Annotated in this window: 12 protein-coding genes; 7 read left to right on the forward strand and 5 right to left on the reverse strand. The window is 72.7% G+C overall.

Annotated features, from left to right (window positions below):
* The first annotated feature begins 194 nt into the window (after positions 1–194).
* From imuA' to DEJ13_RS05665, 3 genes are all read left to right on the forward strand, one after another.
* Entirely contained in the window at positions 195–1,013 is an 819-nt protein-coding gene (imuA', locus tag DEJ13_RS05655; protein ID WP_181437037.1) for a DnaE2-dependent mutagenesis accessory factor ImuA', read from the forward strand.
* Positions 1,010–2,638, forward strand: a complete 1,629-nt coding sequence (locus DEJ13_RS05660) for a DNA polymerase Y family protein (RefSeq protein WP_111106975.1) — start codon at positions 1,010–1,012, stop codon at positions 2,636–2,638. The genes imuA' and DEJ13_RS05660 overlap by 4 nt, the downstream gene beginning before the upstream one ends.
* A gap of 73 nt (positions 2,639–2,711) precedes the next feature.
* Positions 2,712–6,209 (forward strand): error-prone DNA polymerase, encoded by a 3,498-nt coding sequence (locus tag DEJ13_RS05665; protein WP_111106976.1) that lies wholly within the window; start codon positions 2,712–2,714, stop codon positions 6,207–6,209.
* A gap of 5 nt (positions 6,210–6,214) precedes the next feature.
* Here the strand turns inward: DEJ13_RS05665 and DEJ13_RS05670 are convergent, their stop codons facing one another.
* Both DEJ13_RS05670 and DEJ13_RS05675 read right to left on the reverse strand, forming a co-directional pair.
* Positions 6,215–7,663 carry a sensor histidine kinase gene (locus DEJ13_RS05670; RefSeq protein WP_111106977.1) on the reverse strand — a complete coding sequence of 483 codons (1,449 nt, stop codon included), beginning with the start codon at positions 7,661–7,663 and terminating at the stop codon, positions 6,215–6,217.
* 21 nt (positions 7,664–7,684) lie between these two features.
* Complete coding sequence (locus DEJ13_RS05675) at positions 7,685–8,362, reverse strand: response regulator transcription factor (RefSeq protein ID WP_056121829.1); 678 nt, start codon at positions 8,360–8,362, stop codon at positions 7,685–7,687.
* A 203-nt stretch (positions 8,363–8,565) separates the two neighbouring features.
* Between DEJ13_RS05675 and DEJ13_RS05680 the strand changes: the two genes are divergently transcribed.
* On the forward strand, positions 8,566–8,871 hold the full coding sequence (locus DEJ13_RS05680; RefSeq protein WP_111106978.1) for a hypothetical protein: 306 nt from the start codon (positions 8,566–8,568) through the stop codon (positions 8,869–8,871).
* A gap of 13 nt (positions 8,872–8,884) precedes the next feature.
* Here the strand turns inward: DEJ13_RS05680 and DEJ13_RS05685 are convergent, their stop codons facing one another.
* A complete protein-coding gene (locus DEJ13_RS05685) occupies positions 8,885–9,940 on the reverse strand; it encodes an FUSC family protein (protein ID WP_111107047.1) in 1,056 nt (351 codons plus the stop codon).
* An 80-nt stretch (positions 9,941–10,020) separates the two neighbouring features.
* On the opposite strand from DEJ13_RS05685, the gene DEJ13_RS05690 reads away from it, so the two are divergent.
* Positions 10,021–11,265, forward strand: a complete 1,245-nt coding sequence (locus DEJ13_RS05690; protein WP_056121822.1) for an aminoglycoside phosphotransferase family protein — start codon at positions 10,021–10,023, stop codon at positions 11,263–11,265.
* A gap of 405 nt (positions 11,266–11,670) precedes the next feature.
* Positions 11,671–13,797 carry a DEAD/DEAH box helicase gene (locus DEJ13_RS05695; RefSeq protein ID WP_056121820.1) on the forward strand — a complete coding sequence of 709 codons (2,127 nt, stop codon included), beginning with the start codon at positions 11,671–11,673 and terminating at the stop codon, positions 13,795–13,797.
* 114 nt (positions 13,798–13,911) lie between these two features.
* Here the strand turns inward: DEJ13_RS05695 and DEJ13_RS05700 are convergent, their stop codons facing one another.
* Entirely contained in the window at positions 13,912–14,184 is a 273-nt protein-coding gene (locus DEJ13_RS05700; protein ID WP_056121818.1) for a mycoredoxin, read from the reverse strand.
* A gap of 65 nt (positions 14,185–14,249) precedes the next feature.
* Here DEJ13_RS05700 and DEJ13_RS05705 point away from each other — a divergent pair, with 65 nt between their 5' ends.
* A complete protein-coding gene (locus tag DEJ13_RS05705; RefSeq protein WP_181437038.1) occupies positions 14,250–15,779 on the forward strand; it encodes a CYTH and CHAD domain-containing protein in 1,530 nt (509 codons plus the stop codon).
* A gap of 46 nt (positions 15,780–15,825) precedes the next feature.
* Here DEJ13_RS05705 and DEJ13_RS05710 read toward each other — a convergent pair whose 3' ends face one another.
* Positions 15,826–17,997 (reverse strand): S9 family peptidase, encoded by a 2,172-nt coding sequence (locus DEJ13_RS05710; RefSeq protein ID WP_111106980.1) that lies wholly within the window; start codon positions 17,995–17,997, stop codon positions 15,826–15,828.
* Positions 17,998–18,060 lie beyond the last annotated feature (63 nt).

Below are 18,060 nucleotides of genomic sequence, written 5' to 3' on the forward strand. Positions count from 1 at the left end.
CCGTCGCGGGCATCCGGTTTCGAACGCGTGTTCGACCGGGTTGTCCGCGGATGTCAGACCCGATTGACATCATCGAACACATGTTCGAATATGAGGGCATGCAAACGGCGGCGGCACTCCGGTCGCCCGACTCCGAACGGGGCGGGCGGAGCGATGCTGCGTCGGGGCGTGCTGCGCCGGGGCGTGCTGCGCCGGTGCGTGCTGCGTCGGCGCGTGCTGCACGCGGCAGTGACCACCTGGGGGACGCCCGGGCGGCGCTCGACCGGATCACGTCGCTGCGGTCCCGTGTCTCGGACATGGAGTCCACCCGGGTCGACACCGCCGGGCTCCCCACGGCGCCGGCACTCGAACCGCTGCTGCCCGGCGGGGCGATCCGCGCCGGGGGCACGTACGCGGTGCCCGAGTCGGTGCTGCTCGCGATGACCATGCTGCAGGCGGCATCGGCAGCGGGGGCGTGGTGCGCGGTCGTGGGTGTGCCGTCCTTCGGGGTCGAGGCCGCGGCTGCCGCGGGGATCGACCTCGAACGACTCGTCCTGGTGCCCGACCCGGGTGACCAGTGGCTCGCCGTGACGGCGGCGATGGCCGACGTCGCCCAGATCGTCCTGACCCGCCCGCTCGGCCGGATCGTGCCCGGTGACGTCGCGCGGCTCTCGGCGCGGTTGCGGCAGCGCGGCGGAGCCCTCGTCGCACTCGGCTCGTGGCCGGGGGCTGACGTCACGCTGCGGGTCACCGCGTCGACGTGGAGCGGCATCGGGCAGGGGCACGGGCACCTGACCGAACGGCGCGCCACCGTGACGGCGACCGGGCGAGCGGGAGCCATGCGTCCGATCAGCACCGAGCTGCTCCTGCCGGCGGCCGACGGTGCCGTCCGAGCAGCGACCGTGGCACCGGTGGCGCTGCCCGGCGGCGGCTCGGGTGTCTCGGACATCTCGGTCGGCTCGGGTGGCTCGGGTGTCGCTGGTGTCGAGCGGGGCGACGAACGTGGCATGCGACCCGTGGCGGTGGCGTCGTGATCGCCCAGGGGCGTGTGCGCGCCGACGCGATCGCCCGTGGCGGGGCGCTGCCGGAACCGCCACCCACCCGCACCATCGTGCTCTGGTGCCCGGACTGGCCGGTGATCGCCGCCGCCCGCGCTGCCGGCTGCCCACCGGAGCAGCCCTTCGCCGTGGTGGCGAAGGGCCTGGTGTTCGCCAGCTCGGCGTCGGCCCGCCAGCAGGGCGTCGCCCGGGGCATCCGGCTCCGTGAAGCCCAGGCGCGCTGTCCCGGGCTCGTCGTGCAGCCCTACGACGACGCCCTCGACCACCGCGCGTTCGAGCCGGTCATCCGCGCGGTCGAAGCCGCGGTCCCGGGCGTCGAGGTGGTGCGCCCCGGCACCCTCGCCCTGCGCTCCCGGGGTCCGGCGCGGTACTACGGCGGTGAACGTGCGGCGGCGGCGACCCTGGCGGGCATCGCGGCCGACCACGGGGCGCCCATGGTCCGTGCCGGTGTCGCGGACACCCCCTTCGCGGCGGAGCAGGCCGCTCGTGCCCGTCCGGTGCGTCCGGGCGAACGGGTCCGGATCGTGCCGGTCGCGGCGTCGGCGGAGTTCCTGGCGGGGCTGCCGCTCGGCGTGCTCGGCGACCCCGACCTGGCGACCGTGCTGGACCGGCTCGGGATCACCACCCTCGGGGCGTTCGCCCGGCTCAGCGACGAGCAGGTCCGCGACCGGTTCGGTGTCCCCGGGGCGTTCCTGCACCGGTTGGCGGCCGGACGCGACCCGCGCGAGGTCGCAGCACGCGACATCCCGCCCGAACTCCGGGTGGAAGCATCGTTCGAGCCGCCGCTCGACCGCGCCGACCAGGTCGCGTTCGCCTTCCGACGGTCGGCCGACGACTTCGCGGCACGGCTCCGGGCCGCGGGACTCGTGGCCACCACCATCCGTGTCGGCATCGTCGACGAACGGGACATCCTGCTCGAGCGCACCTGGGCGCACCCGCGCTGGTTCGACGCCGCCGACGTGGTCGACCGCGTGCGCTGGCAGCTCGCGGGCGGGGTCGACCCCACCGGACTCGAAGCCCCGGTGACCTCGGTCGTGCTCGACCCGGTCGCCGTCGACGACATGGCGAACCACGAGCGTGGGCTGTGGGGGTCGGGTCCGGACGAGCGCGTGCACCACGGGCTCGCGCGCATCCAGGGCATGGTCGGACACGACGGCGTGGTCAGTCCGCGCGTCGGCGGCGGCCGGACCCTGTCCGAGCGAATCGTCCTCGTCCCCTGGGGTGACGCCCCGCCGGGTGGTGAGCGGGCACTGGCGACCGTGCGCGACCGGCCGTGGCCCGGCAGGCTCCCGGGGCCACCGCCCGCCACGGTGCTCGAACGCCCGCGGCCGGTCGACGTGATCGCGGCGGACGGCACCGGGGTGGGCGTCGACGAGCGCGGCGTGCTCTCGGGTGCACCCGAGCGCTTCCGCGCCGACGGCGACCGCGGCGGGGGGTTCGCGGCGGTGACGGCGTGGGCCGGACCCTGGCCCCTGGTCGTGCGCTGGTGGGAAGCGGGCGGTCGACGGCTGCATCGCCTGCAGCTCGTCGATGCCGAGGGCCGAGCCTGGTACCTCGTGCTCGCCGACCACCGCTGGTGGGCAGAAGCGGTCGCGACGTGACGGCCACCACGCAGGTCGGGACGGCCACGCAGGTCGGGACGACCGACGAGACGACCACGACGAAGGGCACCTGATGGGCTACAGCAACCCGCCGATCCCGTGGTCGGAGTTCGAGCGTGCCCTCTCCGACGAGCGGAGCCCGGGTTCGGGGCACGCCGGCGACGGCGGGGACAGTCCCGCGTGGTCCCGCAAGCGCGAGCCCTACGCCCCCGCCTCCCGAGCGGACGGCGCGGTCGACGGGCCACCCACCGTGCCGTACGCCGAACTGCACGCGCACTCGACCTTCAGCTTCCTCGACGGTGCCAGCCAGCCCGAGCACCTGTTCGAGGAAGCTGCCCGTCTGCGGCTGCACGCCCTGGCGCTCACCGACCACGACGGCCTGTACGGTGCCGCCCGCATGGCCGAGGTGGCCGAGGCGTACCCGACCGTCGGCACCGTCTACGGCACCGAGCTCTCCCTCGGGCTGACGGCGCCGCAGAACGGCGTGCCCGACCCCGAGGGCTCGCACCTGCTGCTGCTCGCCGACGGCCAGGACGGCTACCACCGCCTGGCGGGGGCCATCACGAGCGCGCACCTGGCGGCCGGGTCCGAGAAGGGGCGGCCGCGCTACGACCTCGACGACCTGGCCGCCCGGGCGGACGGACACTGGCGCGTGCTCACCGGCTGCCGGAAGGGCACGGTGCGACAGGCGCTCGACCAGGGCGGCGAGTCAGCGGCCGACACCGCGCTGCGGGCACTGCTCGACCGGTTCGGCACCGGCAACGTCGTCGTGGAGCTGCTCGACCACGGCGACCCGCTCGACAGCGCCCGGAACGACGTCCTGGCCGCGCTGGCCACCCGGCACGCGCTGCCGCTCGTCGCCACGGGCAACGTCCACTACGCCACCCCGGACCGCTTCCCGGTGGCGACGGCACTCGCCGCCGTCCGCGCGCGGCGCAGCCTCGACGAGATCGACGGCTGGCTCCCGGCCGCCGACACGGCGCACCTGCGGTCGGGCGTCGAGATGGCCAGGCGGTTCGCGCGCTACCCGGGTGCGATCGAGAACACCGTCCGGATCGCGGACGAGATCGGGTTCCGGCTCAGGACGGTCAAGCCCGGGCTGCCCGACCTCGACGTCCCGGACGGACACACGGCGATGTCGTGGCTGCGGGAGCTCACGTGGACGGGGGCACGACAGCGCTACCCGGGCAGCGCTGACGGGGTCGACCCGCACAAGCGAGCGCGCATCGAGCGCGAGCTCGCGGTGATCGAGGACAAGAACTTCCCCGGCTACTTCCTCATCGTGCGGGACATGGTGCAGTACGCCCGTGGCAGGGGCATCCTCTGCCAGGGGCGCGGCTCTGCGGCGAACTCGGCGGTCTGCTACCTGCTCGAGATCACCGCGGTCGACTCGATCCGGTACGGGCTGCCCTTCGAGCGGTTCCTGTCGGCGATGCGCGACGAAGAGCCCGACATCGACGTGGACTTCGACTCCGACCGACGCGAAGAGGTCATCCAGTACGTCTACGACAAGTACGGCCGGTACAACGCCGCTCAGGTCGCGAACGTCATCACCTACCGGCCGAAGGGCGCCGTCCGCGACATGGCGAAGGCGCTCGGTCACAGTCCCGGTCAACAGGACGCCTGGTCGAAGCAGGTCGAGCGGTGGGGGTCGGTGACCGAGAGCCAGGACCACGACATCCCGCCGGCGGTCGTCGGGCTGGCCAGCGACGTCCTCGGGTTCCCGCGGCACCTCGGCATCCACTCCGGTGGCATGGTCCTGACCGACCGCCCGGTGGGCGAGGTCGTGCCGATCGAGCACGCCCGGATGGACGGCCGCACCGTGCTGCAGTGGGACAAGGACGACTGCGCCTACATGGGGCTCGTGAAGTTCGACATGCTCGGGCTCGGCATGCTCGCTGCGCTGCAGTACTCGTTCGACCTGGCGGCCGAGCACTGCGGGGAGCGCTGGGAGATGCACTCCATCCCCAAGGAAGAGCAGGGCGTCTACGACCAGCTGTGCCGTGCGGACACGATCGGGGTGTTCCAGGTCGAGTCCCGGGCGCAGATGGGCACCCTGCCCCGGTTGCTGCCGCGGCGGTTCTACGACCTGGTGATCGAGGTGGCGCTGGTCCGTCCCGGCCCGATCCAGGGCGGCGCCGTGCACCCGTACATCCGCCGACGCACCGGCGAGGAACCCATCACCTACATGCACCCCTCGCTCGAGCCGGTGCTCGAGCGGACCCTCGGCGTGCCGCTGTTCCAGGAGCAGCTCATGCAGATGGCCATCGCTGTCGGCAACTGCTCCGGCGACGACGCCGACCTGCTGCGGCGGGCGATGGGGTCGAAGCGCGGCCACGAGAAGATCGACCGGCTGCGCGACAAGCTCTACGCGGGCATGGCGGACAACGGCATCCACGGTGCCGACGCCGACGCGATCTACGCGAAGATCCAGGCGTTCGCCAACTTCGGCTTCGCGGAGAGCCACTCGATCAGCTTCGCCCTGATCGTCTACGCCAGCGCGTGGATGCGGTTGCACTACCCGGGGGCGTTCCTGGCGGCGCTGCTCCGTGCGCAGCCGATGGGCTTCTACTCACCCCAGACGCTGGTGGCCGACGCCCGGCGGCACGGGGTGCAGGTGCTCCGGCCGGACATCCTGCGGTCCGGGGTCGACGCGACGCTCGAGCCGGTCGACGGCGCGGTGCCGAGCGACGGTGCGGTGCCGGGCGGCGGCGCGGTGCCGGGCGGCGGCGCGGTGCCGAGCAGCGGCGCGGTGCCGGGCGGCGGTCACGGTGACGACGCCTGTCTCGCCACCGAGCAGCCGCCCGTGCTGCCCTTCGACAAGGCGTTGCCCGACGACACGGCGCGGCACCGGCGCGACGGCGCCTCGGCGGTGCGACTCGGGCTGGCCGAGGTGGCCTCGCTCGGTCGGAAGACCGCCGAGCGGATCGTCGCCGAGCGCGATGCGAACGGTGCCTTCGTGGACATGTCCGACCTGGCCCGCCGGGTCGGGCTGACGACGGCGCAGCTCGAGGCCCTGGCAGCCGCCGACGCGTTCGCGCCGTTCGGTGTCGACCGCCGCGGAGGGATGTGGTCCGCGGCGCAGGCGGCGGCCGAACGACCCGACCAGCTCCCCGACACCCAGGTCGTCGTGCAGCCGCCGCTGTTCGGGCAGATGACGAGCGGCGACGTCCTGATCGCCGACATGTGGTCGACGGGCATGACCACCGACGACCACCCGGTGTCGCACGTCCGCCCGGGGCTGGACGCCAGACGGGTGCTCAGTGTCGACGACCTGGCAACGGCGGAGACCGGACGGCGCATCGAGGTCGGTGGCATCGTGACGCACCGGCAGCGCCCGGCGACCGCGTCGGGGATCACGTTCCTCAACGTCGAGGACGAGACCGGGCTGGTGAACGTGATCTGCAGCGTCGGGGTGTGGGGGCGCTACCGACGGGTGGCGCGGGAGTCACCGGCGGTGGTGGTGCGGGGCATCCTCGAGCGGTCACCCGACGGGGTCGTCAACGTGGTGGCTGACCGGATCGAGCGCCTGTCCCTGTCCGTCCGGACGCGCTCCCGCGACTTCCAGTGACGTCGTCAGGAGACCGCGGGGACGCGGATCGTGACCTCGAGCCCACCGGACCGGACGTTCCGCAGCGACGCCGTGCCGCCCGCGCGCTCGGCGACGGCCCGGACGATCGCGAGGCCCAGCCCCGAGCCTCCCGGCAGCGGGATCACCCCGGTGGCCGGGTCGGGCACGGGTCGGGACTTCCGCGCCTCGTCCGGACGGGTGAAGCGGTCGAAGGCCACGGCGACGAAGGTCTCGGGCACACCCGGGCCGTCGTCCGTGACCTGCAGCTCGCCCACGTCACCGTCGGCGCGCCAGGTCACCAGGACGCCGCCTCCACGGGGGAGCGCCGCCACGGCGTTCCCGGCGATGTTCGTGACGAGCTGCGCCATGCCACCGGTGTCCAGGTGGTACTGCGGGTCGGGGCCGTCGTCACCGCCCGACCGCGGCGGTTCGAGGTCGAAGTCGACGGTGACGTCCTTCGTGCTGGCGATCAGGCGGACCCGGTCGACGGCCGCCATCACCTCGTCGCCGAGGTCCGACCAGGCGGTCAGCGGGCGCTGGTCACCGTCCTCGGACCGACGCTCCGACTCCTCGATGCGGGACAGGGTCAGCAGGTCGTTCGCCAGGCGCGACAGCCGGGCGACGCTGTTCTTCGCCCGTTCGATGTGGTTGGCGAGCGCCTCGGCGTCGTCGGCGTCGAGCGAGGCCAGGTCGAGCTGGGTCGTCAGGATCGCCAGTGGCGTGCGGAGCTCGTGCGACGCGTCGGACACCATCTGGCGCTCGCGTTCGGTTGTCTGCCGCGTCCTGGCCAGGAAGGCGTTGAGGGTCGTGGCGAGGGACGCGAGTTCGTCCTGCGCGGGGCCGACCGGCAGCTCGGCGCGTTCCGGGGCGACCGACAGGCGCTCCGCCTCGCGGCGCATCCGGTTGACCGGACGGAGCGCCGCGGTCGCGAGCACCCACGACGCGATGCCGAACGCCACCAGGATCGCCAGTCCGGTGATCGACAGGGTGGTGGTCAGGTCGTCGACGACGATGGCCTCGGCCTGCGAGTTGCGGGCGGCGACCACGGTCCACCGTCCCGCGCCGTTCACCGGGTGCTCCACGACCACGCGGTACTCGGATCCGGACACGTCGATGAGCGAGGTCCCCGCGGGTGTCGACCGCAGGCTGCCGAGGGCGCGTTCGACGCGGTCAGGCATGGTCGAGAGCTGGATCTCACCCGTGGGGGAGACCACGGCGACGAGCTGCGCGTTGCCGGGCGGTGACAGCTCCGGGTCGCTGTCCACCTCGAGCGTCGCCACGTACGGGTCAGCGTCGGCGTCGAGCAGCGTCCGGGTGGCGGACGCCACGACGCTCACGACCTGGAAGCGCATGACCAGGACGAGCAGCACGATCACCACGGCGGCGATGGCCGTCGAGCCGATCGTGATCCGTGAACGGAGCGAGAGCAGGCCGAGTGGCCTGATGAGACGCATCGGGGGTGTGGACGGGACGCGTCAGGAGCCGAGCAGGTCGAGGCGGTAGCCCCGACCGCGCACAGTGGCGATGGCGACGGTGGCCTCGTGCGACGTCAGCTTCTTGCGCAGGTACGAGATGTACTGCTCGACGACGTTGGGGTCGACGTGCTGGGACCCGTCCCACACCTCTTCGAGGATCTTCGGCCGGTCGACGACCGTGCCGACCGAGCGGGCGAGCAACCGCAGCAGCGCGAACTCCGTCGGGCTGACGGCGACGCGCTGGCCCTGGATCGAGACCCGCCGCGCCTCGGAGTCGATGGAGACGTCACCGACCTCGATGGTGCGCGGGGCGCCGGTGGCCTCGCGGCGCGCGAGGGCGCGCAGGCGTGCAGTGAGCTCGGCGAAGGCGAACGGCTTGGTGAGGTAGTCGTCGGCACCGGCGTCCAGGCCGAACACCCGGTCGTCCACGCCGTCACGCGCGGTCACGAGCAGGATGCGCACCGGGTCCTCGCGTTCACGGATGCGTCGCGCGAGCTCGAACCCGGACATCCCCGGCATCATGACGTCGACGACGGCCAGGTCGAACGCCTGGTCGCCGAGCGCGATGAGCGCCTCGACACCGTTCTCGACCGCCGTGACGCGGTACCCCTCGGCGGCGAGACCGCGCTCCATGAGGGCACGCATCTCGTCGTCGTCCTCGACCACCAACAGCCGCATAGTGGACCTCCTGGGACCCACTCTGGCATCGAACCGGGCCTTCGTGGCGTTCCCACGGCCATCCCGACTGAATCTCGTCTCAGTCAGTCCCCGTCCTGCCCCGGTGCTGCCCCGCGATCGAGGGACATGAGTTGCTCCCTGTGCGCTTGGTAAGATCCGCCTGGACGCTGTACCCGACAGAACGTCCTGTTCCTGGGGGACCCATGATCAACCAACCCGACCACCCCGCCATCGCCCGACTGCGCGTCGAACTCGACGCCGCATGGAAGGGCATGCGCACCCTGGACGAGGTCGACGACGACCTGCGCGACCGGATCGTCGCCGAGCTGCGGGCCGCGGTGCCGGACGTCGCCGGCCGCGCCGCGCGCGAGGCCGGACACGAGGCCGTCGTCGCCGAGATCCGACGGTTCGCCGACGACGACGCGCACGCTCCCGACGGCGCGACCGGCACCATCTGGGGCGAGATCGTCGACACCGCTTCCGTCGCCGCCACGGCCGGCTGCCGGTAGCGACCCACCCGCCTCAGTCGTCCTCGCCGAGCAGCTCCTCGCGCACGCGCCGGACGTCCTCGAGCAGTGCGCCGATCAGGATCCAGTGGCGGGAGTTCGGCCGCACGACCTCGAGCGGCGCCGTCAGCGCGGGACCGTCCGACGGCTCGGGTACGGCCTCGGACGCCGACGCCAGCTCCGTCGACTCCACCTGCCGCCCGAGGGCCCGCAGGTCGGCGCCGATCCGGGCGACCTCCGTCGCGATGCGTCCCACCATCGGGTCGGACCGCAGATCGGGCGCGGTGTTGTCGCGGATCGCCCGGGTCATCCCGGTCACCCGCGTGACCAGGACCCGCAGGTGCTCGGCCACGGCGACGTCGCGTTCCAGGATCGTCCGGTGCCTGCCTCCGCGCGGGTTCATCGTCAGCGACTCTTGCGCCGACGCCAGTGACGCCTCGGCCTGCGCGTGCTGCTGTCGGAGCGCTCTCGCCCGCAGCAACGCCTCGTGCCAGCGGTCGTGGTCCCACCCCTCGGTCAGGCCGATCGCGACGCGTTCGAAGGCCGCTGCCGTGTCCCGCGCCAGCCGTGCGACGGCCAGGTGACCCGGCCGCAGGAGCACGGGCGGCACGATGACCGCGTTGACGACGAGTGCCACGACCGCGCCGAGCACGGTCTCGAGGACCCGGTCGGCCGAGTAGTTCGGCGTGACCACCCCCGCCGTCAGCACGAGCATCCCGCTGATCCCGACCTGCGTGGCCGAGGTCGGTGTCAGGCGCAGGGCCCAGGCGATCAGGACCGCGAGCACGATCACGAGCAGCACGACCCACACCGAGTCGCCGAGCAGGAAGTGCAGCCCGGTCGCGAGCACGACCCCGAGCACGACCCCGGCACTCCGCTCGAGGCCCTTGACGAACGACTGGTTGATGCTCGGCTGCACCACGAGGAGGGCGGCGATGGCCGCGAAGGTCGGGAACGGCCCCTGGATCACGAGGCGGCAGAGCAACACGGCCGCGACCACGGCGACCGCGGTCTTGACGACCTGCAGCAGGGGTGTGCGCTTCGAGCTGCGGAGGCGCGCGACCGGGTTCACGACGCCCACGCTAGCCACGGTCCGCACGCCGAGCCGTGCACGAAGGGGACGAATCTGCGCCGACACTGTTGACTGATCCCGTGTGGCCGAATCACGAGCGCGTCATCCCGGAGGCCTTCGTCGGCTCCGGGACCTCCGTCGTGGCCGCACGCGCCCACTCGGTCGAGCCCTCGGGCAACGGGTACCTCTACGGCTACGAGGTCGACACCGTCGACGGTGCCGGTCAGCGGGCCACGGTCCTGACGTACGTCGACACCGGCGGCAACCACGACCAGAACAGCGCGCTGGTCACCGACCCGGCCACGAACGAGCCGGTGTCGGTGTGGGCGTACCCGAACGACCCGGGTCTGCCGGTCCTGCCGCAGGTCACCTACCGCGACGCCGTGGCCGAGCTCCTCACCACGCTCGGCATGCCAGTGACCAACCCCACGCTGACGGTGGCCGCCTACCGACCGGGCAAGCGTGCCGTCGTCAGGGTCGACGCGCCCGAGGGCACGCTCTTCCTCAAGGTGGTCCGGCCGCACCGCGTCGCGCCGATCGCGAAGACCCACGAGCAGTTCGTCGCAGCGGGGCTCCCGGTGCCGCGCGTGCTCTCGAGCCGCGGGGACGGTCTGCTCGTCCTCGAGCGCATCCGCGGCGTGCCGGCGGGCAGCCGCATCCTCGACATCGCCGACGACCCGCGCTTCGTGGCGTCGCTCGCGGCGCTCTCCGGCCGGATCGCCACGGTGCCGATGACCCAGCAGGCCCGCGCCGACGCGATGGACCACGCCGACTGGCACCGCCGCACCCTGGTCGCCGCGCTGCCGCAGGACGCGCAGCAGATCGACGAGCTCTACGACGCCATCGGTCGCCGCTCGATCGGTTGGGCGGCGGCGACCAAGCAGGTCGTGCACGGCGACCTGCACCTCGAGCAGGTCTTCGTCGACGAGGCCGAGCCGTGGCGCATCTCCGGCCTCCTCGACATCGACACCGCCGGCTGGGGCTACCCCGTCCGCGACATCGGTGCCGTGGTCGCCCACCTCGTGGTCACCGGGTTGTGGCACCGCTCGCGTGGTGACGTCGACCGTGGCGCGGCCGCGGAGCGGCTCGCCGACGCCATCGCCCGCGACTGGGCGGCGCGCAACCCGCTCGAGGTCGAGCGTCTGGGACCCGCGATCGGCGCGCAGCTGCTCGCGCACGCCGGCGGCCAGGCCACCACCGGCTCCGCCAACGGGATCGCGACCGCGGAGCAGCTGCTGGCGGCGACCCGTGCGGCGCTCGCGGTGCCGGCCACGGGCCTCCCGTCCGACGACGCCAGCCGTCCGCGGTCCGCACCGCGCGTCTGAGACGCGGACACCGACCAGGAGGCCCGACGCGCGCGGGGAGCGTCGAGTCGCCTCCTGGGGCGGTCCGGGAGTAAACTGACCGCGCACGCACCGCGTGCCCGCGCGTCGCGTCGTCCCCTGGCGCAACGGTCGACCACTTGGTCGGCATGGGCACCGGGTCCGCGACCGCCCTGGGACGACCCAGTCCTGCAGCGTCGCGTGCGTGCGACGGCGCCGGATCCTCCGCGCAGACCGTCGCATCGGCAGGACGTCACCCGGCGTCCTCGGTGGGATCGGTCGTCCACACGTCGTGGGGATCGGCGGGCCACGGTGGCTCGCTGCCGGCATCGGTGCGACGGACGCACCGACGAGACTTCCGCCCGCTCGGGCGGCTCGCCCCGGTCGCGGGGCGGAACAGGAGGAGCCTTGGCTCGATCAGGCACGCGGCGTGCAGCCGGTGGGACGCGGACCGCGTCACGCCGGACCAGGCCGCTCGACAACGACGGTGTCATCCCGGTGCTCGCCCGCGCAGTGCGCGAGGTCGAGGCCGCCGCGCAGCGCGGTCCGCTGAAGACGACGAACCGCACGAAGTTCCAGGCGGTGGCGCTGCTCATGCGCGAGGAACGCGCTCGGGTCAAGGCCGACTCGACCCTGACGGACGCGCAGCGTGCCGAGCAGATGAAGCGGCTCGACGGCGTGGCGACGATCCTGGCGAAGACCGCTGCCCGCGACACCAGCGTGATCCAGCTGCTGACGGAAGAGGCATCGGTCTCCGAGGCCACCCGCACCGTCAAGCGCGACATGATGATCGCCGGCGGCGTCGAGATGCAGCCGGAGGACCTGGTCATCGCCGCCGAGCCGGCACCGGTCTCCACGACCCAGGAGCGCGCCGTGGTCCCGCAGGCCGTGGTGCAGCGACAGCTCGCGAACCCGTTCCTGCCGCCGGACTTCGCCCTCGCCGACCAGCCCGTCGCCCACCCCCGTCGCCTGGCGAACTGGGAGCTGTTCGGCCCGCTCTTCAAGTCGTTCGAGTACGGCGCCGGTGGTGGCGCGGCATCGATGCCGCTGCCCGACCCCTCCTCGCTCGACACCCTCTCCGGCACGGCGCTCATGAAGCACCAGGCGGAGCTCGTGGCCTCGGCGGCACAGGGACACCGCACCTTCCTGCTCGCCGACGAGCCCGGTCTCGGCAAGACGGCCCAGTCCCTGCTGGCGGCCGAGGCAGCCAAGGCCTACCCACTGCTCGTGGTGGTGCCGAACGTCGTCAAGACCAACTGGGCGCGAGAGGCCGCCCGCTGGGTCCCGAACCGCCGTGCGACCGTCATCCACGGCGACGGCGACGACCTGGACGGCTTCGCCGACGTCGTCATCGTGAACTACGAGATCCTCGACCGGCACGTCGGCTGGCTCGGGGCGTTCGGGTTCAAGGGGATGGTCGTCGACGAGGCGCACTTCATCAAGAACAAGGACTCACAGCGGTCGAAGTTCGTGCTGCAGCTCGCCGAGAAGATCCGCGAGCGCACGGCGTCGCCGCTGCTCATGGCCCTGACCGGCACCCCGCTGATCAACTCGGTCGAGGACTTCCGCACGATCTGGGAGTACCTCGGCTGGATCGACGACAAGAAGCCCCGCGCGCAGCTCATGAACGAGCTCGAGGAGATCGGGTTGACCCCGGCCGACCAGGGCTTCTTCGCCGAGGCCCGTCGTGCCGTGATCGACCTCGGCATCGTGCGGCGCCGCAAGGTCGACGTCGCGTCGGACATCCCCGCCCGACGCATCGCCGACATCCCCGTCGAGCTCGACGGCGACGAGGGACGCTCGATCCGGGATGCCGAGCGCGAACTCACCGCCAAGCTCGTCAAGCGCTACCACCAGGCCCTCGACGCCCGCACCGGCCAGGCACCGGTCGACGGCATCGACCACAAGCTGGTCCGCCAGGTCGCGCGCTGGGAGCTCGAGGACCAGGACGCGTCGTCCACCGGTGAGAACGTGTTCTCGATGGTGCGGCGCATCGGGCGGGCGAAGGCGCAGCTCGCGGCCGACTACGCGGCGCAGCTGGCGTCGAACGTCGGCAAGGTCGTGTTCTTCGCCAAGCACCTCGACGTGATGGACCAGGCGGAAGAGGTCTTCGCCCGCCGACACCTGCGCACCGCGACGATCCGCGGCGACCAGACGCCCGCGCAGCGCACGGCCGAGATCGACTCGTTCGTGAACGACCCCGACGTCGCCGTGATCGTCTGCTCGCTGACGGCGGCCGGTGTCGGGCTCAACCTGCAGGTCGCGTCGAACGTCGTCCTCGCCGAGCTGTCCTGGACGAGCGCCGAGCAGACCCAGGCGATCGACCGCGTCCACCGCATCGGGCAGTCGGAGCCGGTCACCGCGTGGCGCATCATCGCCGCGCAGACGATCGACACCAAGATCGCGGAGCTCATCGACTCGAAGGCCGGACTGGCCGCACGCGCGCTGGACGGCTCCGACGAGGAGCTCGTCGACTCCGGCGACATCCAGCTCGACGCGATGGCCGCGCTGCTCACCGAGGCGCTCGGGGGCTGACGCCGCCCGGCGTGCCCCGGCGCCGGCACGCAACACACCGCGGAACGGACACAGCACCACGAGGAATCGTGGTGCTGTGTCCGTTCGGGGGTGCTGTGCCGAAGCGGCCGCAGGCTAGATGCGGGACTGCACCTCGGCCAGGGACGGGTTCGTCGCGGTGCTGCCGTCCGGGAACACCAGGGTCGGCACGGTCTGGTTGCCGCCGTTGACCTCGGCGACGAGTTCGGCCGTCCCCGGGGTGTGTTCGATGTCGACCTCGGTGAACGGCACGCCGGCCTTGGACATCTGGTTCTTCAGTCGCGCGCAGTAGCCGCACCACGTGGTCGTGAACATCGTGACGGCGCCGGCCTGGGGCACGAACGCGTCGCGGGTGATCGTCTCGCTCATGGCAGCAGCGTAACTCCGGCACCTGGCGGTCAGGTCCACCGGTGCGCCCTGGTAGACAGGGACGTGTGACCCAGACGCACCTCGAGATCGAGCGCACGTACGACCTGCCTGACACAGCGGCCCTGCCGGACCTGATCGGGGTCGGCGGGATCCTGCAGGTGGACCACCGGGAGCCGGTCGAGCTCGACGCGACCTACTGGGACACGGAGCGGTACGACCTGGTCGCCGCGCGCGTGACCGTCCGTCGCCGCACCGGCGGGCACGACGCCGGCTGGCACATCAAGCGCGCCGAGTCCGACACCGTCCGCCACGAGCAGCACTTCCCCCTCACCGAGGACCCGGACGCGGTGCCGGTCGAGGTCCTCGCCGCGCTGTTCACCGAGCGCCGCGGCCGCGGACTCCGACCCGTCGTGCGGATCACCACCACCCGCACGGTGACCCGTCTGCTCGACGAGGACGGCGACCAGGTGGCCGAGCTCGCCGACGACCGCGTCAGCGCGCAGCGCCTCGACGCCGACGCCCCCGCCGACCCGCGCACCTGGCGTGAGGTCGAGGTCGAGGCGGCCGAGGGCGTCGACCCGCAGGTCGCCCACGAGCTGTTCACGTCCCTCGACGGCCGGTTCCAGGCCGTCGGGGCCGGCCCCGCCGCCGTCGCGTCCAAGCTGGCACGGGGGCTGGCAGGAGCACCGGCACCGCGCCTCCAGACCGTCGACAAGCCCGAGAAGGGCACGACCGCACGCGTGCTCGCCAAGCGACTGCGGAAGCTGCGCTCCGCGCTGCTCGTCCAGGAGGCCCGGCTGCGGTCGGGCGAGGACACCGAGCTCCGCCAGACGGCCGAGACCACCCTGGAGATCGCCGCGGTCCTGCAGACGTACCGACCGGCGTTCCCCGCCGGCGACGCCGTCGACCGAGCGGTGGCCGGTGCGCGGTCCCTGGCGGAGGTGACCGCCCGGGCGGCCCTTGCCGAGTACCTGGTCGAGCGCCTCCCGCGCACCACCAGTCCGGCACAGGACGCGCTGGTGGACGCGATGACCCGCGAACGGATCCTCGCGGCCACCCGCGAGCGGCGGGACGAGGCCGTGCGTGACGTCGTGACCGCCCTGCACGGTGAACCGTTCCTCGAGCTGCTGGACGCCCTCGACGACGCGGTCGAGCGCCCCGCACCCACCGCGTGGTCGCTCCGGTCGCCCAAGAAGGTCGCGCAGGACGTCACGGCCACCGTGAAGCCCGAGGTCCGCGAGCTCGTCCGGGACGCCGTCGCCGATGACACCTCGGACACGGCCGACGCGCGCGAGGCCGCAGACCGTGCCGCGACCGAGCTCGCGTGGCAGGGGACGATGCGGGCGCGGCTCGCGATGGACGTGCTCGGGGACGACGCGTTCCCGCACGCGCTCTGGAAGCGGATCGGGTCGGCGGCGGACGTGCTGACCGAGCGTGTGCGGTCGCTCTGGGCGCTCGACGCGCTCCGGACGCTGTCCGGCATCGCCGAGCGCGGCGGCGAGGCGACGTTCGGGTACGGGGTGCTCGCGGGCGACCGGGTGCGCCTGGCCGAGGAGTCCTACGACGAGGCGGTGCACGCGCTCAACCGTGTGTGAGCCCGTGCACCGCCGGTGTCGGTGTCGGTGTCGGTGACGGTCGCGGTCAGGCGGCCGCGATCGGCGCTGCGCTGGCTGCCGCGGGGGAGACGTCGGCCAGCCCCAGGGTGTCGAGGATCCAGGCGAGCTCGAACGCCCGCTCCCGCCACGAGGCGTACCGGCCGCTGACACCGCCGTGCCCTGCCGACATCTCGGTCTTCAGCAGCACCGGGGCACCGACCTCGCGGAGCTTCGCCGTCCACTTCGCCGGCTCGACGTAGAGCACGCGGGTGTCGTTGATGGAGGTCACCGCCAGGATCGCCGGGTACTGCACGTCGTCGCGGACGTTCTCGTACGGGGAGTACTCGCTCATGTAGCGGTAGACCTCGGCGTCGTGGAGCGGGTCGCCCCACTCGTCCCACTCGATGACCGTCAGGGGCAGGTCCGGGTCGAGGATGCTCGTCAGGGCGTCGACGAAGGGCACCGCCGCGACGATGCCGGCGAAGCGGTCGGGTGCGATGTTCGCGACCGCGCCCATCAGGAGCCCACCCGCGCTGCCGCCCTCGGCGACCATCCGGTCCGCGGTCGTGCGTCCGGTCGCGATCAGGTGGTCGGCCACCGCGACGAAGTCGGTGAAGGTGTTCTTCTTCGTCAGGGTCTTGCCGTTCTCGTACCAGTGCCGGCCGAGCTCGCCACCGCCGCGGACGTGCGCGACCGCGAACACCACGCCGCGGTCGAGCAGGGAGAGCCGCATGACGCTGAAGCCCGGGTCGATCGAGTGCTCGTACGAGCCGTACCCGTACAGGTGCAGCGGCGCCGGGGCGTCGGTGTCGACGGCGTCGCGGCGCCAGACGAGCGAGATCGGCACCCGCGTGCCGTCGGCAGCGGTTGCCCAGTCGCGCTCCTGCACGTAGTCGGCCGGGTCGTAGCCGCCGAGCACCGGCTGGCGCTTCAGCACGGTCATGGCACCGGTCGCCAGGTCGAGGTCACTGACCTCGGACGGGGTGACGAAGGACGTGAACCCGATGCGGAGCGTGGGCTGGTGCCACTCGGGGTTGCCGCCGAGGCCGGCGGAGAACAGGGCCTCGTCGAAGTGGACCTCGTCGGGTTCCCCGTAGCCGTCGCCGTCGAGCGGGATGATCGCCACGCGGGGCAGGGCCTCGGAGCGGTACTCGAGTGCGAGGTGTCCGGCGAAGGCGTCGACCGACTCGATGCGGCGCTCGCCGTGGTGCGCCACGACGACCCGACGGTCGGTCTCGGACGTGGGGTCGTCGGCGGGGACGTCGACGAGCTCGAAGTTCTCGGCGCCGTCGTTGTGCAGCACCAGCAGCCGGTCGCTGCCGCCGACGATCGCGTGCTCGATCTCGTACTCGACGCCGTCGCGACGCGGCCAGACGACGTGGAAGTCGCCGGTCGGGTCGGCAGCGTCGAGGATCCAGGCCTCGGACGTGATCTTCGAGCCGAGCTCGATGACGATGTACTGCGAGGAGCGGGTCACCCCGACCCCGACCCAGTAGCGGTCGTCGGGCTCCTCGAAGACGACGACGTCGGCCGACGCCGCGGTGCCGACGGTGTGCCGCCAGATGCGGTCCGGGCGCCAGGAGTCGTCGACCGTCGGGTAGAAGACGTAGCGGCCGGACGGGTCGAACGTGGCGCCGGACCCGGTGTTCTCGACGACGTCGGGCATGTCCTGTCCGGTCGTCAGGTCGCGGACGTGCAGGGTGTAGCGCTCGTCACCCGCGACGTCGACGCCGTAGACGAGCCGGGTGCCGTCGTCGGTGATGTCGTACGAGCCGAGGGAGAAGAAGTCGTGCCCCTCGGCCAGGGTGTTGCCGTCGAGGACGACCTGCTCGCCGGGCAGCGTCGCGGCGCTCTCGTCGAGGGTCGGCGGGGTCCAGTCGTCCGGACCGCTGATCGGCGCACGGCACTGGACCCCGTACTGGCTGCCCTCGCTGGTCCGGGTGAAGTACCACCACTGGCCCATCCGCACCGGGACGGAGAGGTCGGTCTCCTGCACGCGGCCCTTGACCTCACCGAAGACCCGCTCGCGCAGGTCGGCGAGGTGGTCGGTCGCCGCCGCCGTCCAGGCGTTCTCGGCCTCGAGGTAGCGCAGCGTGTCGGGCGACTCCTTGTCGCGGAGCCACTCGTAGTCGTCCACGAAGTCGATGCCGTGGTGCGTTCGGGTGACCGGCCGCTTGTCGGCGGTCGGCGGGGTGCTGGATCCGTGCTCGTCGCTCACCCGACCACCCTAGGCCGCGCGCCCGGGCACCTCCCTGCGCAGCGCGCGGTCGTGCACCGCGCC

This window comes from Curtobacterium sp. MCLR17_007 (genome assembly GCF_003234655.2).
Taxonomy (GTDB): Bacteria; Actinomycetota; Actinomycetes; order Actinomycetales; family Microbacteriaceae; genus Curtobacterium.

Bases quoted from the DNA above. Each gene is read 5' to 3' on its own strand.
- DEJ13_RS05680 (WP_111106978.1), top strand. From the start codon at position 8,566: ATGATCAACCAACCCGACCACCCCGCCATCGCCCGACTGCGCGTCGAA.
- DEJ13_RS05665 (WP_111106976.1), top strand. From the start codon at position 2,712: ATGGGCTACAGCAACCCGCCGATCCCGTGGTCGGAGTTCGAGCGTGCC.
- DEJ13_RS05670 (WP_111106977.1), bottom strand. From the start codon at position 7,663: ATGCGTCTCATCAGGCCACTCGGCCTGCTCTCGCTCCGTTCACGGATC.
- DEJ13_RS05700 (WP_056121818.1), bottom strand. From the start codon at position 14,184: ATGAGCGAGACGATCACCCGCGACGCGTTCGTGCCCCAGGCCGGCGCC.
- DEJ13_RS05675 (WP_056121829.1), bottom strand. From the start codon at position 8,362: ATGCGGCTGTTGGTGGTCGAGGACGACGACGAGATGCGTGCCCTCATG.